Annotated in this window: 18 protein-coding genes; 16 read left to right on the top strand and 2 right to left on the bottom strand. The window is 66.1% G+C overall.

Annotation, left to right across the window (positions count from 1 at the left end):
- The first annotated feature begins 121 nt into the window (after positions 1-121).
- Positions 122-868 (top strand): TetR/AcrR family transcriptional regulator, encoded by a 747-nt coding sequence (locus tag CCA01S_RS07865; RefSeq protein ID WP_198149941.1) that lies wholly within the window; start codon positions 122-124, stop codon positions 866-868.
- Here the strand turns inward: CCA01S_RS07865 and CCA01S_RS07860 are convergent.
- Positions 865-3,237 (bottom strand): Tex family protein, encoded by a 2,373-nt coding sequence (locus CCA01S_RS07860; RefSeq protein WP_066456540.1) that lies wholly within the window; start codon positions 3,235-3,237, stop codon positions 865-867. The genes CCA01S_RS07865 and CCA01S_RS07860 overlap by 4 nt on opposite strands.
- 144 nt (positions 3,238-3,381) lie before the next feature.
- On the opposite strand from CCA01S_RS07860, the gene yoaA reads away from it, so the two are divergent.
- Complete coding sequence (yoaA, locus tag CCA01S_RS07855) at positions 3,382-5,385, top strand: DNA repair helicase YoaA (RefSeq protein WP_066456538.1); 2,004 nt, start codon at positions 3,382-3,384, stop codon at positions 5,383-5,385.
- Here the strand turns inward: yoaA and CCA01S_RS07850 are convergent.
- Positions 5,372-6,187, bottom strand: coding sequence for an outer membrane protein assembly factor BamD (locus tag CCA01S_RS07850; protein ID WP_066456576.1), 816 nt, complete (start codon positions 6,185-6,187; stop codon positions 5,372-5,374). The two genes, yoaA and CCA01S_RS07850, sit on opposite strands and share 14 nt — an antisense overlap.
- A 79-nt stretch (positions 6,188-6,266) precedes the next feature.
- Between CCA01S_RS07850 and CCA01S_RS07845 the strand changes: the two genes are divergently transcribed.
- From CCA01S_RS07845 to CCA01S_RS07780, 14 genes are all read left to right on the top strand, one after another.
- Positions 6,267-7,232 (top strand): RluA family pseudouridine synthase, encoded by a 966-nt coding sequence (locus CCA01S_RS07845; RefSeq protein WP_066456536.1) that lies wholly within the window; start codon positions 6,267-6,269, stop codon positions 7,230-7,232.
- Positions 7,229-7,990 (top strand): peptidoglycan editing factor PgeF, encoded by a 762-nt coding sequence (pgeF, locus tag CCA01S_RS07840; protein ID WP_066456533.1) that lies wholly within the window; start codon positions 7,229-7,231, stop codon positions 7,988-7,990. The genes CCA01S_RS07845 and pgeF overlap by 4 nt, the downstream gene beginning before the upstream one ends.
- A 156-nt stretch (positions 7,991-8,146) precedes the next feature.
- Positions 8,147-9,766, top strand: a complete 1,620-nt coding sequence (phaC, locus tag CCA01S_RS07835; protein WP_066456531.1) for a class I poly(R)-hydroxyalkanoic acid synthase — start codon at positions 8,147-8,149, stop codon at positions 9,764-9,766.
- An 11-nt stretch (positions 9,767-9,777) separates the two neighbouring features.
- On the top strand, positions 9,778-10,515 hold the full coding sequence (gene phbB / locus CCA01S_RS07830) for an acetoacetyl-CoA reductase (protein WP_066456529.1): 738 nt from the start codon (positions 9,778-9,780) through the stop codon (positions 10,513-10,515).
- 5 nt (positions 10,516-10,520) lie between these two features.
- Positions 10,521-11,090 carry a polyhydroxyalkanoate synthesis repressor PhaR gene (gene phaR, locus CCA01S_RS07825; protein WP_066456523.1) on the top strand — a complete coding sequence of 190 codons (570 nt, stop codon included), beginning with the start codon at positions 10,521-10,523 and terminating at the stop codon, positions 11,088-11,090.
- Positions 11,091-11,201: 111 nt separating this feature from the next.
- The gene (locus CCA01S_RS07820) at positions 11,202-11,738 is read left to right on the top strand and encodes an iron transporter (RefSeq protein WP_066456520.1); all 537 of its coding nucleotides are present in this window, start codon (positions 11,202-11,204) and stop codon (positions 11,736-11,738) included.
- 154 nt (positions 11,739-11,892) lie between these two features.
- Entirely contained in the window at positions 11,893-12,240 is a 348-nt protein-coding gene (locus CCA01S_RS07815) for a cupredoxin domain-containing protein (protein ID WP_103035658.1), read from the top strand.
- A gap of 38 nt (positions 12,241-12,278) precedes the next feature.
- The gene (locus tag CCA01S_RS07810; RefSeq protein WP_066456514.1) at positions 12,279-13,151 is read left to right on the top strand and encodes an FTR1 family iron permease; all 873 of its coding nucleotides are present in this window, start codon (positions 12,279-12,281) and stop codon (positions 13,149-13,151) included.
- An 82-nt stretch (positions 13,152-13,233) separates the two neighbouring features.
- Positions 13,234-14,664, top strand: coding sequence for a 4Fe-4S binding protein (locus CCA01S_RS07805; RefSeq protein ID WP_066456510.1), 1,431 nt, complete (start codon positions 13,234-13,236; stop codon positions 14,662-14,664).
- A 271-nt stretch (positions 14,665-14,935) separates the two neighbouring features.
- Positions 14,936-18,070 (top strand): bifunctional diguanylate cyclase/phosphodiesterase, encoded by a 3,135-nt coding sequence (locus CCA01S_RS07800; protein WP_232305005.1) that lies wholly within the window; start codon positions 14,936-14,938, stop codon positions 18,068-18,070.
- Positions 18,071-18,227: 157 nt separating this feature from the next.
- The gene (locus tag CCA01S_RS07795) at positions 18,228-19,673 is read left to right on the top strand and encodes an NAD-dependent succinate-semialdehyde dehydrogenase (protein WP_066456492.1); all 1,446 of its coding nucleotides are present in this window, start codon (positions 18,228-18,230) and stop codon (positions 19,671-19,673) included.
- A gap of 188 nt (positions 19,674-19,861) precedes the next feature.
- Positions 19,862-22,366, top strand: a complete 2,505-nt coding sequence (locus CCA01S_RS07790; protein ID WP_066456490.1) for a ribonucleoside-diphosphate reductase subunit alpha — start codon at positions 19,862-19,864, stop codon at positions 22,364-22,366.
- Between the two features lie 26 nt (positions 22,367-22,392).
- Positions 22,393-23,490, top strand: coding sequence for a ribonucleotide-diphosphate reductase subunit beta (locus tag CCA01S_RS07785; RefSeq protein WP_066456487.1), 1,098 nt, complete (start codon positions 22,393-22,395; stop codon positions 23,488-23,490).
- 106 nt (positions 23,491-23,596) lie between these two features.
- Positions 23,597-24,100, top strand: a complete 504-nt coding sequence (locus tag CCA01S_RS07780) for a hypothetical protein (protein ID WP_146030629.1) — start codon at positions 23,597-23,599, stop codon at positions 24,098-24,100.
- Positions 24,101-24,142: the final 42 nt, after the last annotated feature.

Here is a 24,142-nt window from a genome sequence, read left to right as displayed (position 1 = left end):
TTAACGACTTTTTAGTCGATAATCGGGGTCATTGCTTTGATCTATGTCCAATAACCGTTCAGACGCTTCTTATAGATTGTCGAACTGTCGATCGACTGTCGCTTGCAGATATATAAACTTCATGCCCAAAAAATCATCCGAACTCCAGCCCGCTTCGAGCGCCGGGCCGTCACCCGCCAAGGCGGCGCGCCAGCCCCGAAACCGACGCTTGCCCGCCCAGGAGCGCCGCGACCAGATTCTTGATGCCGCCTTGCACGAGTTTTCCCGCAGCGGTTTTGGCGCCGCGCGGATGGACGACATCGCCGAGCGCGCCGGTCTGTCCAAGGGCGGGCTTTATGCCCACTTCGGCAGCAAAGAGACCTTGTTTCAGGCTTTGATGCAGCGCATGCTGCTGCCCGATCTGCTGTTTGAAGAGCGTCCGCTTCACCCCCCCATGGCGCAGGGCCAGCCGCGGGCGCGGGTGGACTTGGCGGCGCGGGTGGACGATTTCCTCGAACGTGCCTACGGGCGGCTGGAGGATGAACGCTTCATCCGGACCTTGCACCTGTTGTTGGCCGAAGGGCCTCGGGCGCCGGGCGCCCTGGACGAGTGGCGCGCCAGCCACCTGCAGTTGCTGCGCACGCAGCAGCTGTTTGTGAGCGAGGCGGTGGAAAGCGGCCTGTTGCGCGATAGCGCGCTGACCGACATGGTGCAGCTCGTGCATGCGCCCATTTTGCTGGCGGCCTTGCTGAAGATGCTGCAGGCCGATGCGCATGCGAGGGCGACCATCCCCCGCTTGCGTGCGGCCCATCGCCGCTTGTTGTTGACGCTGCTGCCGCCAGAGCCCGCGGGCGCGGATGCCGCGCCCGCCGCCCCGGCGACACACTAGTTCTTGCGCAGCCGGGCGAAGGCTTCGGCCATGGCGCCTTGCGGGGCGGCTGTCGGGCGTTCGCTGCGGCTACCCCGGTGCGCGGGGTGTGCGCCGGTGCGGCCCGGCCTGGCGCCTGCCTCTTTGCGGCTGGTGCCGTGCGCCTCGGGATCATCTTTGCGCATGCTCAGGGCGATGCGCTTGCGCGCCACATCCACTTCCAGCACGCGCACCTGCACCGTCTGGCCTACGCGCACCACGTCGCGCGGGTCTTTGACGAATTTGTCGGCCAGGGCCGACACGTGCACCAGGCCGTCCTGGTGTACGCCGATGTCCACAAAGGCGCCGAAGTTGGCGACGTTGCTGACGACGCCTTCGAGCATCATGCCGGGCGCGAGATCCTTGATGTCGTGGATGCCTTCCTTGAAGTGCGCGGTCTTGAATTCGGGGCGTGGGTCGCGGCCCGGTTTTTCCAGCTCGGCGAAGATGTCGCGGACGGTGGGCAGGCCGAAGCGTTCGGTGACGAAGTCGGCGGGCGACAGGCCCTTGAGCGCCTGGGGCTGGCCCATCAGCTGGGCGGCCGGGCGGCCCGCCTTGAGCACGATCTGCTCCACCACCGGGTAGGCCTCGGGGTGTACGGCGGAGGCATCCAGCGGGTTGTCCGACCCCGGTACGCGCAGAAAGCCCGCCGCCTGCTCGAAGGCCTTGTCGCCAAAGCGCGGCACCTGCAAGATGGCCTTGCGGTTGGGAAAGGCGCCGTGCGCCTCGCGCCACTGGACGATGTTGCGCGCCAGGCTGGCATTGAGCCCCGAGACGCGCGTGAGCAACGGCGCCGAGGCCGTGTTCAGATCGACCCCGACGGCGTTGACGCAGTCTTCGATCACGGCGTCGAGCGAACGGGCCAGCTCGCGCTGGTTGACGTCGTGCTGGTATTGCCCCACGCCGATCGACTTGGGTTCGATCTTTACCAGCTCGGCCAGCGGGTCTTGCAGGCGCCGGGCGATGGAGACCGCGCCGCGCAGGCTCACGTCCAGTTCGGGGAATTCCTGGGCGCCCAGCTCGGAGGCCGAATAGACCGAGGCCCCGGCTTCGGAGACCACGACGCGTTCGAAGGCCAGTTCGGGATGGCGCTCGCGCAGGGTGGCGGCCAGCCGTTCGGTTTCCCGCGAGGCCGTGCCGTTGCCGATGGCGATGAGGGGGATTTGATGCCGGGCCACCAGGGCGGCCAAGGTGCGCAGGCTGCCTTCGACGTCGCGACGCGGTTCGAAGGGATAGATGGTAGCGGTGTCGAGCAGCTTGCCGGTGGCGTCGATGGCGGCCACTTTCACGCCGGTGCGGATGCCCGGATCAAGCCCCAGCACGGCCTTGGGGCCGGCGGGCGCAGCCAGCAGCAGGTCTTTCAGGTTGGCGGCAAAGACGCGGATGGCTTCGGCTTCGGCGGCTTCGCGCAGGCGCCCGATGAGTTCGGTCTCGAAGGCGGTGATGAGCTTCACGCGCCACGTCCAGCGGCAGACTTCGGCCAGCCAGTGCTGGCGCGCGTCGGCGTTGGCGTCAAAGCGCGCGTCCACATCGAGCAGATCGGCCACGCGGCGCACGCAGGGGTGCGGCGTGAGCGCTTCCTGGTCGGCGACAAGCCCCAGGCGCAAGTCCAGCACGCCTTGTTGACGGCCGCGCAACAGGGCCAGGGTGCGGTGCGAGGGCAGGGTGCGCAGGGCTTCGCTGAAGTTGAACCAGTCGCGGAATTTCTCGCCTTCGCCTTCCTTGCCGGCAACCACCTGGGCGTAAAGCAGCCCTGTGTTCCAGAGCGTGTCGCGCAGGGCTTCGAGCAGCGGGGCGTGTTCGGCGAAGCGTTCGGCAAGAATGTCGCGTGCACCGTTGAGCACGGCCTTGGCGTCGGCAAAGCCTGCCTCGGGGTTCAGATATTGGGCGGCGAGCGGCTCGGGCTGCGCGGCGGTGTCGTGCAGCAGGGTGTCGGCCAGGGGTTCCAGCCCCGCCTCGCGGGCAATCTGCGCGCGCGTGCGGCGCTTGGGCTTGTACGGGGCGTAGAGGTCTTCCAGGCGCTGCTTGCTGTCGGCCGCCAGGATCTGGGCTTGCAAGGCCTCGTCGAGCTTGCCTTGCTGGGCGATCGAGTCGAGGATGGCGATGCGGCGCCCTTCAAGTTCGCGGATGTACAGCAGCCGCACCTCCAGCTGGCGCAGCAGCGTGTCGTCCAGCCCGCCGGTGGCTTCCTTCCGGTAGCGGGCGATGAAGGGGACGGTGGCGCCGGAATCCAGCAGCTCGACGGCGGCGGTGATCTGGGCAGGCCGGGCGCCCAGCTCGGCGGTGAGCAGGCGCAGGACGCGTGCCGGGTCGATTTCGTGGGCAGTAGGGCTAAGCGGGGTCGTGGACATGAAGCCGTCCTAAAATACCAGGTTCAAGCGGCGCATTGTGCCATAGCCCGCCGCGAGGATAAAAGCGTCCCGCGCGCCGCGCGCGCCACCGCCACCCGCGTATCATCCTGGTTTGCTTTCTCGAGATTCCCGATTTTTCCGTCCATGCTGATCGACGACTTGCACGCTCTTTTCGGCCCGGAAGGCCAGCTGGCGCAACACCTGCCGGGCTATGCCCCGCGGGAAGCCCAGCAGGCGCTCTCCAGCGCCATCCAGGAAACCCTGGAGGCCCGTGGGGTGCTGGTGGCCGAAGCCGGCACCGGCACGGGCAAGACCTGGGCGTACCTGGTGCCCGCCTTCCTGTCCGGCGAGAAGGTGCTGGTATCCACCGGCACCCGCACCCTGCAGGATCAGCTCTTTCACCGCGACATCCCGCGCCTGCGCGAGGCGCTGGCCTTGCCAGTGCGCGTGGCCCTGCTCAAGGGGCGCAGCAACTACGTCTGTCACTACCACCTCGAACGCCTCGAACAAGACGAGCGCGGTCTGAAGTCGCGCGACGAGGCCGTGCAGCTGCGCCAGATCCGGCAGTTCACCCAGGTGAGCAATACGGGCGACAAGGCCGAGCTGCCCGCCGTGCCCGAAACGGCGGACATCTGGAACCGCGTAACCTCCACGCGCGAAAACTGCCTGGGGCAGGAATGCCCCTTCGTCAAAGACTGCTTCCTGCTCAAGGCCCGGCGCCAGGCCCAGGAGGCCGACGTCGTGGTGGTGAATCACGCCTTGTTCATGGCCGACCTCGCCCTGCGCGAAGAAGGCATCCCCGACCTGCTGCCCGAGACCGGGCTGGTGGTGTTCGACGAGGCGCACCAGCTGCCCGACACGGCCACGCGTTTTCTGGGGCAGAGCGTTTCCCTGCACCAGCTGCTCGATCTTGCGCGCAGCGCCGAGGCGGCGGGTCTGGCGCATGCCCGCGAGGTCGTGCGCTGGAGCGAGCTGTGCCAGGCGCTCGAATCCGCCACGCGCGAGTTTCGCCTGGTGAGCGCCCCCGTGGGGCAGATGCCCGGCGGGCGGGCGCCCTTCGATCAGATCCCCGAGCCCGAGGCCTTCGATCAGGCCCTTGACCGCCTGGCGCAGGCGCTCGATGTGCTCACCGAGTCGCTGGCCACGCAGGAAGAACGCCACCCCGACCTCGCAGCCGCCATGCGCACGGGCCGCACGCTGCGCGCGCGCCTGTCGCAGTGGGCGCAGCCCGCGCGCGGCGTGCCCGAACCGGCGGACGAGGCCGCCGTGCGCTGGATCGAGCATGGCCTGCATTCGGTGCGGCTGATGCGCGCGCCGCTGTCCGTGGCCCGCATTTTCTCGGGGTTCCGGCGCCCCGAACAAGCCTGGGTACTGACGTCGGCCACCTTGTCGGTGCGCGGCAATTTCAGCCATTTCCAGCACCAGCTGGGGCTGCAGAGCGCGCGCACCGAGAGCTGGGCGTCGCCCTTCGACTATCCCGCGCAGGGCCTGCTGTACGTGCCGCGCACGCTGCCCTGGCCCAGCGACCCAGGCTTCACCGACGCCTTTGCGCGGGCGCTGCTGCCCCTGGTGGACGCCTGCGCTGGCGGGGTGCTGGTGCTGTGCACCACCTTGCGCGCCGTGGATCGGGTGGCCGATCAGCTGCTGCGCGGCCTGCTGGCATCCGACCGGCCCGTCATGCGCCAGGGCGAGGCCAGCCGCGGCGTGCTGCTCGAGCGCTTCCGCGCCGCGGGCAATGCCATCCTGGTGGGCAGCACCAGCTTCTGGGAAGGCATCGATGTGCCCGGCGACGCGCTTACGCTGGTGGCCATCGACAAGCTGCCCTTCGCCCCGCCCGACGACCCCGTGCTCGAGGCGCGGCTGAACGTCTGCCGCGCCGAGGGCGGCAATCCGTTCATGGAATACCAGCTGCCCCAGGCGGCCCTGCTGCTCAAGCAGGGGGCCGGACGCCTGATTCGTTCAGAGCAAGACTGGGGGGTGTTGATGGTGGGCGATGGCCGCCTGGTGGACAAGCCTTATGGGCGCCTGCTGTGGCAGGGCCTGCCACCCTTTGCGCGCACACGGGACGCCGCGGTGGCGTTGGATTTTCTCGCCAGCCCGCCGGTGCAGGCGGGGGGCGGGGTGCTGCCGGGCCTTACAGCCAGTTGACGGGGTTCCAGTTGTTGACTTCGCCCTTGAGGCCTTGCTTGTAATACTTGCTGTCGGGGAAGTTCTTGTCCAGCACGCGCTTGGCGTCTTCGGCCAGGTTGGGCAGGTCGAGCTTCTGGTAGCTGAGCATCATCAGGTAGAGCGCCTTTTCGACGACGGGCGCGCCCTGGAAATCAGTAACCACGGTTTGGGCCCGGTTGGCTGCCGCCACGTAGGCCCCGCGTTCATAGTAGTACTGGGCGATGTGCACCTCGTTTTCGGCGATGGTGTTCACCAGCCAGGCCACGCGCTTGCGCGCGTCGGGCGCGTAGCGGCTGTCGGGGTAGCGCTTGATGAGTTCGTTGAAGGCCTCGTACGATTCGCGCAGGCCTTTGGGGTCGCGCTCGCTGGGGTCTTGCCGGGTGATGTTCGACAGCACGGCGCTGGGCGGCGTGAAGGTGATCATGCCCTTCAGGTAGAGCATGTAGTCGGTGCCCGGGTGGTTGGGGTACTGCTGCATGAAGCGGTCGATGGCGGCCTTGGCTTGCTCGGGCTCTTCGTCCTTCCAGTTGACGTAGGCCTGGTCGATGAGCGACTGCTGGGCGTAGATGCCAAAGGGGTAGCGCGCTTCGAGCGCTTCGAGGTTCTTGCGGGCTTCCGACCAGCTGCCCGAGCTGATGTCGGACTTGGCCTGGCTGTAAAGCCGCTCGGCGCTCCAGCCCGCCGTGGGATCGACGTTGCCCGAGGTGGAGCTGCAGCCCGCCACCAGGGCCAGGCAAAGGCCCGCCAGCGCCAGACGGGCGGTGGAAGGCAGGGACTTCATGAAAGCGGGTGCATGCACGGCCACGGGGCATCCTTGATCAAGGTGTTAGCATTGTCGGCAGATTATATGATTTGTCGCCATGCCTGACACAGAGATTGCCACCGAGGACGTCCAGCCCGACGCGCCTGAACAGTTCGAGCTGCCCTTGGATGCCTTGCCGGAGCGCCTCGACAAAGTGCTGGCGCGGCTGTTGCCGCAGCATTCGCGCAGCCGCCTGCAGGGCTGGATCGAGGCAGGCCACGTGCGGGTCGATGGACGCGTTGGCAAAGTACGCAGCCAGGTGGGGCCGGGGGCCCGCATCCAGGTGTGGCCCCAGCAGGCACCCGAAGACCTGGCCTTCGTGCCCGAGCCAGTCGAATTCGAGGTGGTGGCCGACAGCCTCTCCTGGATCGTCGTCAACAAGCCGGCGGGCCTGGTCACCCACCCGGGGGCGGGCAACTGGCACGGCACCCTGCTCAACGGCCTGTTGTACCGCTACCCCGAACTCTTGCACGTGGCGCGCGCGGGCATCGTCCACCGGCTCGACAAAGACACCTCCGGCCTGCTGGTCGTGGCGCGCACCGAGGTCGCCCAGACGCACCTGGTGCGCCAGCTGCAGGCGCGCACCGTGAAGCGCGAGTACTGCGCCCTGGTGCATGGCGCGCTGGCGGGCGAGGGCACCGTCGATGCCCCGATCGGGCGCGACAGCCGGGTGCCGGTACGCATGAGCGCCGAGCGCCCCATTGCGCCCAAGCCCGCCGTCACGCATTACGTGGCCCAGGCGCTGGGGCAGTACGAGACGGCGCGCGTGTCCGAGGTCGTCTGCCGCCTCGAGACCGGGCGCACGCACCAGATTCGTGTCCACATGGCGCTGCTGCGCCACCCCTTGCTGGGCGATACGCTGTACGGCGGGCGCGCGCTGGCGGGGGCGCAGCGCCAGATGCTGCATGCCCGGGCCTTGAGTTTTCAAGATCCGGACAGCGGCGCCTGGCCCGCGTTCTCGGCTCCGCTGCCAGAAGATTTCCAGGCGGTGCGGGCGCGCATTCACTGGGAGGCGGCGGCATGACGACACGCGTCTGGCAATGGGACAACGGCGTTTGCGGCGTCTCCGGCGAACCCTGGACGGGCGTGCGCTATTTCTGTACCTGGCGCGCCGGCGGCGTCAGTGCCGCCCCCTGGGACAGCCTCAACCTGGGCCTGCACGTGGACGACGACCCGGAGGCGGTCGCCCGCAACCGGGCGCGCCTGAGCGCGGGCCTGCCGGCGGAGCCCCTGTGGCTCGACCAGGTGCACGGCACGGCCGTGTACGAAGCGGCGCTGCCGGTCGCGGCGGCGCCCTGCGCCGATGCCGCGGTCACCACGCAGCGCGGCCGCCCCCTGGCCATCATGACGGCGGACTGCCTGCCGGTGATTCTCGCCGACGACGCGGGCACGGTGCTGGGGGCTGCGCACGCGGGCTGGCGGGGGCTGCTGGCGGGCGTGCTCGAAAACACCCTGCGGGCCATGCGCCGTCAGACGCCGCACGCCCGGGGCTGGCGCGCCTGGATCGGGCCGGGCATCGGCCCCACCGCCTTCGAGGTGGGGGACGAGGTGCGCGCCGCCTTCGTGCGGCAGGCGCCGCTGGCCGATTGTTTCGTGCCGGGCACCCGGCCGGGACATTGGCTGGCCGACCTGCCGGGCTTGGCGGCCTGGCGCCTGGCGCGCGCGGGCGTGGGGCGGGTCGAGGCCAGCGGCGAGTGCACGTATACCCGGGCAGACCGATATTTTTCGTACCGGCGACAGGTACGCACGGGGCGTCAGGCAAGCGTGGCCTGGCTGGTATGATGATGCAAACCAGCTCAGTCAGAGATGCGCATTGATTTATTCAGTGTATCGACCGATCCACTAGCGGCTTATCCTGATTGACGTGGCAAGCCATCATGTCAGAATGAAATGTACTGAAGCGGCAAGTCCGAACGAGGCTTGCCAAAGGAGGGGGCAGTGGGCGATACCAATTCATCCCGGCACGATGTGGTGTCCTGCATTGCATCCGAGCGCCTGGCCGAGATCCAGTCCCGCTTCCTTCTGGCCTGGCAGGCCCTGCTCGAACAAAGCCAGAGCGGGCAGCTGGCACCCCTGGCCGACCGCCGCTTTGCTTCCGACGCCTGGTCGTCCTCGCCGCAGGCCCTGTTCTCGGCTCATGCCTATCTCATCCTGGCGCAAACCCTGCAGCAGCTGGCGCAGGCGGTCGATGTCGATCCCGCCGCGCGCGAGCGCCTGCAGTTCTCGGTCATGCAGTGGGTCGAGGCCGCCGCGCCGTCCAACTTCCTGGCCAGCAACCCCGATGCGCTCAAGGCCATGATCGACAGCGGGGGGCAGTCGCTGCTGCGTGGCCTGGGCAACATGATGGCCGACCTGCAGCGCGGCCGCATCACGCAGACCGACGAGTCCGCCTTCGCCCCGGGGCAGAACCTGGCTGTCACACCGGGTGCCGTGGTGTTCGAAAACGAGCTCATGCAGGTGTTGCGCTACCAGCCGCAAACGGCGCAGGTGCACCAGCGCCCCTTGCTGATGGTGCCGCCGTGCATCAACAAGTACTACATCCTCGACCTGCAGCCGGCCAATTCGCTGGTGCTGCATGCGGTGCGGGCAGGCTTCGACGTCTTCATGATCTCCTGGCGCAACCCGCGCGCCGACGACGGCGACGCCATTGACACGCGCACCTGGGACGACTACATCGAAGACGGCGTGCTGCGCGCCCTGCGGGTGGCCAGCGACCTCAGCGGCCAGCCGCAGGTCAATGCCCTGGGTTTTTGCGTGGGCGGCACCCTGCTGTCCACGGCGCTGGCGGTGGCCCGGGCGCGCGGGCAAGACCCCGTGGCGGCGCTCACCCTGCTCACCACCTTTCTCGATTTTCGCGACACCGGCATCCTCGACGTCTTCGTCGATGAATGGCATGCTTGCACCCGCGACCAGCAGCTGGGCCAGGGCGGGCTGCTCACCGCCCGAGAACTCTCCACTACGTTTTCGTTCCTGCGTCCCGCCGAGCTGGTCTGGAACTACGTCGGCGCCAACTACCTCATGGGCCAGACCCCGCGGGCCTTCGACCTGCTGGCCTGGAACGCCGACGGCACCAACCTGCCCGGGCCGTTCTTCGCCTGGTATTTTCGCAATACGTATCTCGAAAACCGCCTCAAGACCGGGCAGCTGCGGGTCTGCGGCCAGGTGGTCGATCTGCGCACGCTCGACATGCCTGTCTACCTGTACGCGTCCCGCGACGACCACATCGTGCCCTGGGGCTCGGCGTATGCCTCCACCTTGCTGTTGCGCGGGCCCCTGCGTTTCGTGCTGGGCGAATCCGGCCACATCGCGGGGGTCATCAACCCGCCCGAAAAAGGCCGTCGGGGGTATTGGGCGGGCGACGACGCCCACCTGCCCAGCGATCCCGACAGCTGGCTCGATGGCGCCCGGCACACCCGTGGCAGCTGGTGGCCCGACTGGCTCGCCTGGCTGGCCGCGCAGGCAGGCCCGCTGCGCAAGGCGCCCAAGGCCCTGGGCAATCGGCGGTATCCCGTCTTAGAGCCCGCTCCCGGGCGCTATGTCAAAGTGAAAGCAGACTGAAGGAGAACCCTATGAGTGGAAAACTGGCATATGTGACCGGCGGTATGGGCGGCATCGGCACCTCGATTTGCCAGCGCCTGGCCAAAGAAGGCTTCAACGTGGTGGCCGGCTGCGGCCCCAGCCGCGACTACGAAAAGTGGCTCAACGAACAGGCAGCCCTGGGCTACAAGTTCAATGCCTCGGTGGGCAACGTCTCCGACTGGGACTCCACGGTGCAGGCCTTCGTCAAGGTCAAAGAGCAGTTCGGCCCTGTCGATGTCCTGGTGAACAACGCCGGCATCACGCGCGACGGCACGTTTCGCAAGATGACGCTGGACGACTGGCGCGCGGTCATCGACACCAACCTCAATAGTCTATTCAACGTCACCAAGCAGGTCATCGACGACATGGTCGAGCGCCAGTGGGGCCGCATCATCAACATCAGTTCGGTCAACGGCCAAAAAGGGCAGTTCGGCCAGACCAATTACTCCACGGCCAAGGCCGGCATCCATGGCTTTACCATGGCTCTGGCACAAGAGGTGGCTGGCCGGGGGGTCACCGTCAACACCGTCTCGCCGGGTTATATTGGCACCGATATGGTGCGCGCCATCCGGCCCGACGTGCTCGAAAAGATCGTCGCGACGATTCCGGTCAAACGCTTGGGCACGCCCGAGGAAATCGGTTCGATGGTCGCTTGGCTGGCATCCGATGATGCCGGGTTCTCAACGGGGGCAGACTTCTCGCTGAACGGCGGTCTGCATATGGGTTAAGACAGATGTCACAGACAACGGCAACGCAATCCGAAGAAAGGCTCATCAAGAAATATCCGAACCGTCGGCTGTACGATACGCGGTCCAGCGCCTACATCACGCTGGCCGACATCAAGCAGCTGGTGCTCGAACACGCGGTGTTTCGTGTCGTCGATGCCAAAAGCGGCGACGACCTCACCCGCAGCATCCTGCTGCAGATCATTCTTGAAGAAGAATCGGGGGGCGTGCCGATGTTCTCCGCCAATGCCCTGGCCCAGATCATCCGCTTCTATGGCCACGCCATGCAGGGCGTCATGGGCACCTTTCTCGAAAAGAACATTCAGGTGCTCATGGACATCCAGGATCGCATGGCCGAGCAATCGCAAGGCCTGTATCCGCAGCACTTCGGGCCCGAAACCTGGGCGCAGCTGATGAACATGCAGACGCCCGCCCTGCAGAACATGATGAACAACTACATCGAACAGAGCCGCAACCTGTTCGTGCAGATGCAAGATCAGATGCAGGATCAGACGCGCAATCTGTTCACCGGCTTTCCGTTCCCCGGGCAGCCCGAGGCGCCCAAAAAGAAAAAATAGAAAATGGGGCGGCCAGCCCCTTTTTTTGCACCGTAAGATGGTAAATTAACGAGAATCATTCTTAAACAGAATTATTTTCCTACCCTCGTCTCACCATCACGGAGATCATTCATGGTAAACAAGCTGCTGCTCGCCTTGGCGGGCCTGGGTCTGGCGTCTTCGGCCTTGGCGGCCGAATATCCCATCGGTCAGCCGCACGAAATCAACGGGCTCGAAGTGGCAGCCGTCTATCTGCAGCCGGTCGAGATGCAGCCCGATGGCATGATGCGCGCCGCCAAGGAATCCGACATCCACCTCGAGGCCGACATCCACGCCACGGCGGACAACAAGAACGGCCTGCCGGAAGGGGCGTGGGCGCCTTACCTCAACATCCAGTACGTGCTGCAGAAGCAGGGCAGCGACAAGGTGCTCAAGGGCGACCTCATGCCCATGGTGGCCAACGACGGGCCGCACTATGGCGACAACGTCAAGCTCGAAGGGCCGGGCAAGTACCAGCTCACCTTCGTCATCGGCTCGCCCGAGACCGCGCACAACAACCACTTCGGCCGTCACGTCGATAAGGAAACCGGCGTGGCGCCGTGGTTCAAGACCTTTGAAGTGAAGTACGACTTCGTCTATGCCGGCACCGGCAAGAAGGGCGGCTACTGAGCCGCTGTCCGGTGCTTTTCAGGGGTCGGGCGCGGATGCCCGGCTTCGCTTTGTCCAGGGTATGCCGCATATGAACAATCGCGTGGCTGACGCAAGCCATCATCGGGCTTTGGGTAGGGCGGCCTTCGGGTCGGCCCGGGTGGCCCGGGCCGGTATCCGGGCCACCCGGGCCTTGCTGCTGGGGGCGGCGATGCTGCTGGGCGCAATGGCGCCGCTGGCGGCGCACGCCGAGATGCCCACCTACACGCTGACCTTCAAGGCCAACGGCACCTTCGAGCCCGCCCGGCTTGAAGTGCCCGCCGGGCGCTTCAAGATCGTGCTGGTCAACGAAAGCACCGAGGCGGTCGAATTTGAAAGCCTGCCCCTGCGCAAGGAAAAAGTGCTCGGCCCCGGCGTCACGTCGTTCGTGGTGCTGTCGCTTTCCCGGCCCGGCGAATATCCCTTTTTCGATGATTTCCATCCCCAGGTGAAAGGTACGCTGGTGGTGCTGCCCAAGCCCTGACCACCCCCGGACCATCGCCTCCACAGCGGACATGCACCATGGAACAAGTTGCCTTCATCGTCTGGCGTGAAAGCGTCGAAGCCCTGCTCGTGGTGGGCATCCTCTATTCGTGGCTGCGTGCCTCGCCCGAGGGCCGTCGCGGCCTGCCCTGGCTCTGGGGCGGCGTGGGGGCCGGCCTGCTGCTGGCGGGTGCCCTGGCCCTGGTGCTGCTCGGGGTCGCCTCCTGGCTGTCCGATACGGGCCAGGAATGGTTCCAGGCGCTGATGGCGCTGCTGGCCTGCGGCCTGGTGGTGCAGATGGTGGTCTGGATGCGGCGGCACGGGCGCGGCCTGAAGCGCGAACTCGAGACGGGCGCCTCCGCGCGGCTGCAGGCCGATCACTGGTGGGGTTTGCTGGCCCTGGTGATGATCGCCGTCGCCCGCGAGGGCAGCGAGACGGTCGTGTTTCTGTACGGCACCGTCCTGTCGTCGCAAGGCGGCGGTCATGTCGTCCGGATGGTGCTGGCCGGGCTCGGGGGGTTTGCCGCCGCGCTGCTCACATTCTGGCTGCTGCAGCTGGGCGGGCGCATCATCACCTGGCGACGCTTTTTCAAGCTGACCGAAATGCTGCTGCTGTTGCTGGCGGGCGCCCTGCTGGTCTCGGCCACGGATCGCCTCATTTCACTCGATGTCCTGCCTGCCCTGATCGACCCGCTGTGGGACAGCAGCTGGCTGCTCGGCACCGAAGAGGGGCTGGGCAAGGTTCTGGCCGACTTCGCCGGTTATCGCGCCTACCCGGCCCTCTCGCAGGTCTTGATCTGGCTGGCCTATTGGGGGCTGGTGGCCTGGCTCCTGCGCCGGGCCTCGGGGCAGCCTGGCGTGCCCACGGCGCGAGTGGCGGGCGCTTCGTCCACCACCCCCGCCAGCCTCTAGTGTCGCGCGGATTTGCGGTGGTGGCCGGGACGGTATACGCTTTGCGCCTTGTGCGCCAGGGGGCGCAATCAGAGATGATGCCATGATCGGGTCGGATACGCGGGGGCGGGGCTTTCGCGCGGGCGTTGCCCGTGTGGGTGATTTCCTGCGCGATCACCAGCAGGCCATCAAGACGATGCAGTGGATCATCGTCGGCTTTTATCTGGCCTTGCTCGTCATCCCGGCGGCCTTGCCGCTGCCCGACCGCACGGCATCGGTCTTCAACAACCTGACGGTCGTCGCCCAGTTTGCCTTCTGGGGCATCTGGTGGCCGTTCGTGCTGGTGTCGATTCCTCTGCTGGGGCGCGCCTGGTGCGGCCTGTTCTGTCCCGAAGGGGCGCTCACCGAGTGGGCCAGTCGGCACGGCCGGGGCGGGGCGATCCCGCGCTGGATGCGCTGGGGCGGCTGGCCTTTCGTTGCCTTCAGCCTGACCACGATCTACGGTCAGCTGGTGAGCGTCTATCAGTACCCCTGGGCGGTGGCCGCCGTGCTGGGCGGCTCCACCGTGGCCGCCATGATCGTGGGCTGGCTGTATGGCCGCAACAAGCGGGTGTGGTGCAAGTATCTGTGCCCGGTCAGCGGTGTCTTCAACCTGCTGGCCAAGCTGGCGCCCTGGTATTACCGCGTGGACGCCGAGGCCTGGCGCGCGCCGGTGCGGCGTACTGAATCGATCAACTGTGCACCCTTGCTGCCCCTGCGCAACATGGAAGGGGCCGCCGAATGCCACATGTGCGGCCGCTGCAGCGATTACCGTGGCGCCATCACGCTGTCGCCGCGCTCGCCCGAGATGGAAATCGTGCACGTGGCGGCGGGCAGTGGCTGGCAGACCCTGCTGATCGTCTTCGGCCTGATGGGCCTGGCCGTGGGGGCATTTCTCTGGAGCGCCAGCCCCTGGTTCGTCACCCTCAAGCAGGCCATCGCCACCTGGCTGGTCAATCGCGACGTCTACTGGCCGCTGGCCGACAACGCGCCCTGGTTCATCCTGACCCACTATCCCGAGGTCAACGACAGCTTCAGCTGGCTGGATGGCAGCGTCATCTTGCTGTTCATTTTCGGCGCCGCCGTCGTGGTGGGCGGGGCCGTGTTCGCGGGGCTGTGCCTGGCCGACCGCCTGCTGCCCGTGGTGGCGCGCCCCGGCGTGCGGGATGCCGCCGGCCAGCTGCTGCGCAGCCGTCTGGAAGGGGTGCATAAACTGGCCCAGGGCCTGATTCCGGCGGCCGGGGCCGGGGTGTTTCTGGGCTTGTCGGCCACCACGCTTACCTTGTTGCAGCACGAGGGCCTGCCGACCGGCTGGGCCAACCCCGTGCGTTTCGTGTTGCTGACCCTGGCGCTGGGCTGGAGCCTGCGCTTCCAGTGGCGCCTGGCGGGCCTGCGCACGCGCCAGCCGCTGCGCCGCCTGGCCGCCACGACCGCCGTCGCCCTGGGCCTGTTACCGTTTTGCTGGGCCTGGGTGCTGTTCTTCGTCCTGTGGTAGGCCGTGGCCGGGCTGCGCGGTGCCGGGCCAGCAGCTTTGGCATCTCGCCGTCAAAGGTGACGCGCGATGTCACGTCGGTTTTCCAGATGCTTCAATGTGTGGCTATCCGGAAAATTCGGTATGCTGTGCTTAACGCCGCGCCGATGCCCGCACACGCTGGATGGGCATCAGGCGGGCAGCCTGGGGAGTACCGCGCATGGTGGGTATCCGGTGGCGTCGGGTAATCAGACAATGGTGGCCCAGCATCCTGCTCGGGGCGCTGGGGCTTGCCTTGACCCTCGCGCTGGTGCGCCAGCAGATAGCCGCGGCCGAGGCGGTCAGCGAAGTGCGCTTCAGCGAAGAGGTGCGCTCGTCGTCCGATGCCATCGCCCAGCGTCTCGTGGCCTATGCCGACGTCGTCGCGGGTTTGCGCGACCTGTTCCTGGTGAATCCCGACCTGTCGCGCGAGCAGTTCCAGCGCGTGGTGGCCGCGCACGACGTGCGGCGCAACTACCCCGAAATCGTCAATCTGTCCTTTGTCCGCTGGGTGACGGCAGAACAGCTGCCGGCCTACGAGGCCCGCTTGCGGGGCCGGGTGCCGCCGACGGGCGGGCTGAACGCGGCGTCCGGCCCCGGCGTGCACCCGACGCTGTCGCGTCCCGACCATTATGTAGTCGATTATCTCTGGCCCGCCGACCAGAACGAGGGTGTGCCGGGGTTGGACATCGCGTCCCAGCCGACCAATCTGGTGGCACTGCTGGCGGCGCGCGCCACGGGCGAGCCCGCGGCGTCCGCGCCATTCGAGCTCGTCCAGGCCCCCACGGACCGCGCGGCCTTCGTCGTGCGCTATCCCGTCTTCCAGCCTCCGCAGACACCGGGAGCGCGATCCACGGCGTTCATCGGCGCCGTGGGGGCGGTGGTGCGCGTCAGCGGCATGCTTTCCGTGATCCGCGCGTCGGGCTTTTTGCGCGGCGTGTCCCTGCAGGTGCTGGACATCGGCGCGGTGGACGACCTGCGTGCCGGCCACCCACCGCAGATGATGGCGGGGCCCCAGGTGCTGGGCGCCTCCATCATCGAGGCCGCGCCCAGTGCGGCGTCCCGTCCGCGCGCCAGCCGGGTGATTCAGGTGCTCAACCGGCGCTGGCGCCTGGATTACGAGCAGGCGCGGCCCTTGCTGCTGCCCGGCGAACGTTGGCTGCCCTGGTGGATGGCGGGGGCGGGTGGGGCGTTGTCGCTCTTGCTGGCGGGTTTGGTCGGCGTGCTGTTCAACCGCCACCGGCGCGCTGCTGTCGAGGTCGGCAGCGCGCACCGGGCGCTGGAGGACAGCGAAGAGCGTTTCCGTGCCGTTTTTCACCAGGCGGCGATCGGCGTGTCGCTGAGCGAGATGGGCTCCGGACGCCTGGTGCGCCTCAACCGGCGCTATGCCGACATCCTGGGCTACACCGAGGCCGAGCTGCTGGGCCGCCCCTTCCAGTCCCTGACGCATCCGGATGACCTGCCGGGCGATCTGGCGCAGTGCGCGCGCGTCCAGTCGGGCGAAATCACCGAGTTCCAGCTTGAAAAACGCATGCTGCACAAAGACGGGCACTTCGTCTGGGTCGATCTGACGGTCTCGGCCATCCGCCAGGTGGACGGCGTGCCCGACTATCACGTCGCCGTCATCCAGGACATCACCGAGCGGCGGCAGATGCGCGAGGCCATCCGCCACAGCGAACGCCGCCTGCGCACCTTGCTCGACCACCTGCCGGTCGGCGTGTCGCTGGTGGATTCCAGCCAGAACATCGTGTTTCGCAATCGGCGCTTCCTGGACATCTGCGGCTACAGTGTCGAGGAAATGCCCGACGTGCGCGCCTGGTGGGCGCTGACGATCCCCGATCGCCTCTTGCGCCAGCGCACGCGCAGCCACTGGGAGCGGCAGTGGCAGCAGGTGCATGCCGGCGGGCATGCCCGCGCACAGCTCGAATTCCAGATCCGCTGCCGGGATGCGCAACTGCGCACCGTCGAACTCATCGGCCTGCAGCTGGAACAGGGGTTCCTGGTCACGCTCGAAGACCTGACCGCACGCAAGGCCGCCGAGGAGGAAATCCGCTACCTGGCGTACAACGATCCGCTCACGGGGCTGCCCAACCGCCGTCTGCTGCTGGATCGGCTGCAGCAGGTGCTGGCGGCCAGCGCGCGTCGCCGCCGCTACGGCGCCTTGCTCATGCTCGATCTGGATCACTTCAAGATGGCCAATGAAACGCGCGGCCATGATGCGGGCGACGAACTGCTGCGCCAGGTGGCCGCCCGCCTCAAGCGCTGCCTGGACGATTCGCACACGATCGCGCGCCACGGCGACGACGAGTTCGTGGTGGTGCTCGAAGATCTGTCCAGAAACCTGGAGGACGCCGCGTCGGTGGCCGAAGAGGTGGGCCAACGTATTCTCCGCGTGCTGCGCGCGCCTTACCAGCTGGCGGGCCAGTTCTATCATTCCAGCGTCAGCCTGGGCGCCACCTTGTTTCTCGGCACCGACGCGGGCGTCGATGAACAGATCCGGCGCGCCGATCTGGCCATGTACCAGGCCAAGGCGGCGGGGCGGGACGGCATGCAGTTCTACGACCCGCACATGCAGGCCGTCGTGCATACCCGCGCGGCGCTGGAGGGCGGCATGCGCGAGGGGCTTGAGCGTCAGCAGTTCGAGCTTTTTTATCAGCCTCAGGTGGATGGCCGACAGATCATCGGCTGCGAGGCGCTGATCCGCTGGAACCATCCCAAAGACGGCTATGTGCCGCCCGCGGCCTTCATCTCGCTGGCCGAGGAAACCGGCCTGATCCTGCCCCTGGGACAGTGGGTGCTGCACAGCGCCTGCCGCCAGCTGGCAGTCTGGGCGGGCGACCCGCTGTTTGCGTCCCTGCGCGTGGCCGTCAACGTCAGCCCGCGCCAGTTCCACCAGGCCGATTTCGTCGATCAGGTGCTGGCCGCGCTGGCCAGCACGGGCGCGCGCGCCGACCATCTCGAACTGGAACTCACCGAGGGTCTGCTGCTGCAGGACGTCGAAGACACCGTGCAGAAGATGTCGCGCCTCAAGAGCTACGGGGTGGGCTTTTCGCTGGATGACTTCGGCACGGGGTATTCCTCCCTGGCCTATCTCAAACGCCTGCCGCTCGACCAGCTGAAGATCGACCAAAGCTTCGTGCGCGACATCCTGACCGACCCCAACGATGCCGCCATCGCGCGTACCATCGTGGCGCTCGCCGTCAGCCTGGGCATGCGGGTCATTGCCGAAGGGGTGGAAACCGCCGCGCAGCGCCAGTGCCTCGAACGGTATCACTGCCGCGCCTGGCAGGGATATCTGCTCAGTCGGCCCGTGCCCGTTGCGCAGTTCGAGGCCCTGTTGCGCGACTGGGAGGCGGGGCGTCATCCATTGCAGCAACCCGCGGCCGACTGATATCCCCGACCAGCCTGTCCGACTGCCTTGGAAGGGTGGTGGCAGGGGGGTGATACGGCCCGTGCGCAGGTGGTCTACCATGTGGGGATGCCGTCCTGACGGTCATCACCGATTGGTGCCCCAGCGACGGCTTGCGACCACCCTGGAGGAAACACGCATGAGCACCCCGAACTACCCGGATACCCGATTGCTGATCGACAACGTCTGGGTGGATGCGGCCGATGGCCGCGTCCTGAACGTCCTCAACCCTGCCACAGGGCAGGTCATCGGCCACGTGGCCCATGCCGGCCGACCCGATCTCGATCGGGCGCTGGCCGCCGCGCAGCGCGGCTTCGAGGTCTGGCGCGCCAGCAGCGCGCACGAACGTGCCGCCGTCATGCGCCGCGCGGCGTCCTTGTTGCGCGAGCGCGCCGACGATGTGGCCCGGCTGATGACCCAGGAACAAGGCAAGCCTGTGGCCGAGGCGCGCGCCGAGACCCTGGCCGCCGTCAGCATCATCGAATGGTTTGCCGACGAGGGCCTGCGCGTCTATGGCCGCCTGGTGCCGTCGCGCAATCCGGCCGCCCAGCAGCTGGTGCTGAAAGAGCCGGTGGGCCCGGTGGCGGCCTTCACCCCCTGGAACTTCCCCATCAATCAGGTGGTGCGCAAGCTGGCCGCCGCCCTGGCCACCGGTTGTTCGTTCCTGTGCAAGGCCCCCGAAGAAACGCCGGCTTCTCCGGCGGCGCTGATGCAGGCTTTTGTCGACGCGGGCATCCCGGCGGGCGTCATTGGCCTGGTGTATGGCGATCCGGCCGAAATCTCCAGCTACCTGATCCCCCATCCGGTCATCCGCAAGGTGACGTTCACCGGCTCGACCGCCGTGGGCAAGCAGCTGGCGGCGCTGGCGGGGGCCCACATGAAGCGGGTCACCATGGAACTCGGCGGCCACGCGCCGGTCATCGTCGCCGAAGACGCCGACGTGGCCCTGGCCGTCAAGGTGGCGGGCCGGGCCAAGTTCCGCAATGCCGGGCAGGTGTGCATTTCGCCCACGCGTTATCTGGTACACCGCAGCCTGGTCGATGAATTCACCCGGGCCTTCGTGCAGCAGGCTGAATCCATGCGGCTGGGCAACGGGCTCGAAGAGGCCACCACCCTGGGGCCGCTGGCCAACGCGCGGCGCCTCACGGCCATGGATCAGGTCGTGGCCGATGCCCGGCAGCGGGGCGGCGACGTCCTCACTGGCGGACACCGGGTGGGCGATGTGGGCAATTTCTTTGCCCCCACCGTGATCGCCGGGCTCACCACCGAGGCCGACCTCTTCAACAACGAGCCCTTCGGGCCCGTGGCGGGCATCCTGCCCTTCGATCGGCTCGAAGACGCCATCACCGAGGCCAACCGGCTCAGCTACGGGCTGGCGGCCTACGCCTTCACCCGCTCGTTCAAGAACGTGCGCCTGCTGTCCGACCGGGTCGAGGCCGGGATGCTGTGGATCAACCAGCCATCCACCCCGTCCGCCGAACTGCCCTTTGGCGGCATCAAGGATTCCGGCTACGGCACCGAAGGCGGGCCCGAGGCGCTGGAGGGCTATCTGAACACCAAGACGGTGTCGGTGGTGGGGGTTTAAGCGCGGTTTTCCCTGCTTGACTAGTGCAAATTTGATGCCCGTCGCTTCGGCGGGCATCTGTTTTTGAATCACTAGATGTGGTGGTTTGGTATACTATGAGTACAAGATTTGGTGTTGAGTCTGGGTGGCAAACCTGGCGGCAAACCCAAATCTTCTCTCATTTACCCACCAAAAAAACACAACACACCATGATCAAGACCGTTATCAAGCGAGACGGGCACAAAGAGCCCTTCATCCCCTCCAAGCTCAATGGCTGGGGCGAGTGGGGTGCCACTACGCTGGGCGATCAGGTGGACTGGCCCTCCGTGGTGCTCGAAACCGTCACCAACATGCCCGAGGAATGCTCCTCCGAGTTTCTGCAGATGCAGCTCATCCGGCATTGTCTCGACGCCGACACCTGGTCGTACAACCGCATGGCCGGGCGTCTGTATGCCGCCCTGGCCCACAAAGAACTGAAAGACGTCTGCGAGGGCAAGTTTCCCACGGTGCAAGAACTGCACCAGCGCCTCGAACACCTGGGCTACATGGAACACCTGGCGTATTCCGACGCCGAATATGCCGAGATCGAAAAACTCATCGATCACACGCGCGACTTCGAATACGCGCACTACCAGATCCACACGCACCGCTCCAAGTACGCCATCTCCGACCGCGTCAAGGGCATCCACTACGAAACACCGCAGTTCGTGTACATGCGCATGGCCATGGCGCTGTCGGTCGATCAGCCCAAAGAACGCCGCATGCACGACGTGGCCAAGTTCTACGAGCACCTGTCCAAGAACCGCATCAATGCGCCCACGCCCAACCACATCAACCTGGGCACGCCCCTGCGTGGCTACGCCAGCTGCTGCCTGTATGCGTCGGGCGATTCGGCGCGCTCCATCGCCGTGGGCAATCACATTGCCAACACCATGACCTACATGAGCGCGGGCATTGGTTCCTACCTGCAGACGCGCTCGGTCAACGATCCGGTGCGCGGCGGAGTCATCCGCCACCAGGGCAAGCTGCCCTACCTGCGCGCCGTCGTGGCCGAGATCAAGGCCAATCTGCAAAATGGCCGGGGCGGTGCCTGCACCAGCTATTTCTCCATCTTCGATCCCGAGGTCGATACCCTGCTGCGCCTGAAAAACCCCATGTCCACCGAAGACCGCAAGATCCGCGGCATGGATTACTCGTGGGGCGGCAACCGTTTCTTCGCGCGCAAGGTGGCGCGCAACGAAAACATCTTCCTGTTCAACTGCTATACCGCGCCCGATCTCTACCAGGCCCTGTACAGCGACGACGAAGAACGCTTCGAGGCCCTGTACCAGCAGTACGAGCGCAACGTGGCGTTCAAGAAGCATTACGTCAATGCCCGCGAGCTGCTCATCACGGCCATCAACGAATGGAACGAGACGGGGCGCATCTACGAGCACAACATCTACGAGATGAACCACCACACGCCGTTCAAGGGCACGATCTACAGCTCCAACCTGTGCTCCGAGATCGCGCTGCCCACGGCCCCCTACAACCACATCACCGAGCTCTACCAGACCCAGGACATCTCCTTTGTCGAGTTTCTCGACGACGCGGGTCAGCCGCATACGCTGCAGCCGGGCACGGGGGCCATCGAAACGCGTCGTGGCATGGTGTACCTTGAAGACCTCGTGGCGGGCGACGTGCTGGCCGACGGCACGCGGCTGGCGCAGATCGTGCGTCACTCGTCTCCCGAGGTGGCCACCTGCAATCTGGCGGGCATCGTGGTGTCCAACATCGAGTCCGATGCGCAGTACGACGAAGTGGCCTACTACGCCCTGCTCATGATCGACAAGTGCATCCACCTGGCCGACTACGAGCTGCCCCACGTGGGCGTGACCTCCAAGGCGCGCCTGAACGCGGGCGTGGGCATGCTGGGCCTGGCGCACCTGATGGCCAAGAATCACAAGCGCTACACCGAAGACGAAGGCAAGCAGTTCATCCACTGGGTGGCCGAGCGCCATTACTATCACTTGGTGCGCGCCAGCCTGCGTCTGGGCAAAGAGCTGGGCAACGCCCCCTGGATGCACAAGTCCAAGTGGCCGCAAGGCTGGCTGCCCATCGACACCTACAACCGCAACGTCGACAAGCTGGCCACGTTTGAAAACCGCTACGACTGGGAAACCCTGCGCGCCGAGATCGTCGCCAATGGTGGCATCCGCAATTCGGTGGTGGCGGCGCACATGCCCACCGAAACCTCGGCCAATTCGTCGGGCACCACCAATGGCGTGTACCCCATCCGCGAACTCACCATGATCAAGACCGACAACCAGCGCGTCAATTACTGGGCCGCCCCCGAAGGCGACACCCTGGGCGCCTGGTACGAGTCCGCCTGGGAAGTGCCGGCCAAAGACATGACCGACGTCTACGCCATCATCCAGAAATGGACCGACCAGGGTATTTCCGCCGACTTCTACCGCAAGGTGATCGGGGATGCCAGCATCGAATCCACCGAGATGATCCAAAACTACCTGTACCGGGTCAAGATGGGTCTGAAGTCCAAGTACTACATGAACCAGAAAACCTCGGCGGGCATGAAGAAGGTGGCCGATTTCTCGGCGGCCCAGGGCTTCGTCAAGCTGGTCGGCACGGGCGCGCAGGCCGCGCCGTCGCAGCCGGTGCCCGACGCCACCCTCGATGCGGATGATCCCGTCTGCCTGGGCGGCTGCACCCTGTAACCCTCACGACATCAAGAACGCACACCATGTCCGACAACGTATTCAACTATCAGAAGCAGGATTACGCCAAGCCCTTGCTGTTCCTGGGCGAGAAGCAGGGCCTGTTCGACACCATCAATCGCCACTATCCCGACATCTGGGCGCTGTACAAGACACAGAAGTCGCTCGATTGGGACGAAAACGAGTTCGACTATTCTTCCTGCAACGCCGACTTCAAAAGCTGCCCGCGCGCCACCTACGACATGATGGTCAAGACGCTCGCCTGGCAGTGGGAAGCCGACAGCGTGGCTTCGCGCGCCATCGCGCCGGTGCTCGCCCCGTTCATCACCTCGTCCGAGCTCTGGGCGGCCTGGCAGCGCATTTCCGACAACGAGGTGGTGCACGCCGCCACGTATTCCGAGATCGTGCGCAATTCCTTTGACGACCCCTCGGCCATCATCGACGAGATCCTCAGCGTCGAGCAGGCCCACGCCCGTCTGTCGCGTGTCGTCAAGGCCTTTGACGACGGTTTCAAGGCCTCGCACCGCTACGCACTGGGCGAACTGGACAACGACCAGCAAACCTACAACACGGTCTTCATGATGGTGGTGGCGCTTTTTTGCATGGAGCGCATCCAGTTCATGGCCTCGTTTGCCGTCACCTTCGCCATCTGCGATACCGGCATGTTTCAGCCCATTGGCAAGGCCATCCAGAAAATCGCGCAAGACGAACTCGAAATCCACGCCGAGCTCGACCGCGCGGTGCTGCGCAACGAATTGCGCACCGAGCGCGGGCGCGCGGCCTTTGCCCAGTGTCGCGACGACATCGAGCAGCTGATCGCCGAGGTCGTCGATAGCGAGCTTGCCTGGATCCAATACCTGTTTTCCGAGGGCCGCGAGCTCGTGGGCATGAACGCCGACCGCCTGGCCGCCTGGACGCTCTATTGCGCCAAAGACGTCTTCAACACCCTGGGCATCGAGACCAGCCGCTACGTCTTCCCGCAGGCCAATCCGCTCAAGTACATGGAAAAGTGGCTCAACATCAGCAAGACGCAGGCCTCGCCGCAAGAGCAGGACATCGCCGCCTATAAGGTGGGGGTCATGCGCCGCACCGACGAAGGCGTCGTCTTCGACGATGAGTTCTAAGCACTTCGGACGTCTCTGATTTACTATGCTGTCGAACCGGATATTGTCGGTTCGACAGTTTTTTTGGGTGCACGGTTTTCGCCCGATTTCTTCAGAGAGAACGCAAGTGGTAGACAGGCAGTGGCTGCGCTATGGCGCAGCAATCGGTATGGCTGCGGTGGCGGCTGTCGTGTCCGGCTGCACGGCGGTGGCCGCCGGGCAGCTGGCGCAGGCGGGCTACGACGTGGCCAAGACCTCGATCAGCAACTCGATGGGCTCGGCCGACGCCAAGCATGCCCGCGAGGTGCTCAATGCGCTCAACGTGGGCCAGGACGTGGCCCCCGTACTCGAACAGATGGCGGTGCCGCCCAAGGAAAAATCGGGCAATCTGCAGGGTTTTGTCTGCTACCAGTACGCTGGCGTGTACTCGGTCACCGAAGACGCCGTCCTCGTTTCCAGGGACGGCAAGGTGGTGTTCTTCGGCAATTCCACCTGCCGCGCGGAAATGCAGGCCGCCAATTTCGTGGCGGGGGGCAAGTACGCCGTGTCGCTGCCGGACACGGTCAAGCCCGCAGTGTCGCCTGCATCTGCTTCGCCGGATCAGCCGCCCGCGGCACCAACGGGTGACTGAGGGCGCCTTCGTGGTGGCAAATCTGCTATCTTTGGTCACTCG

Source organism: Castellaniella caeni NBRC 101664, from assembly GCF_001592225.1.
GTDB classification, from domain to species: Bacteria; Pseudomonadota; Gammaproteobacteria; order Burkholderiales; family Burkholderiaceae_B; genus Castellaniella; species Castellaniella caeni.
Note: the sequence above shows the minus strand (reverse complement) of the source record. Positions and strands in the feature narration are given on the sequence as shown.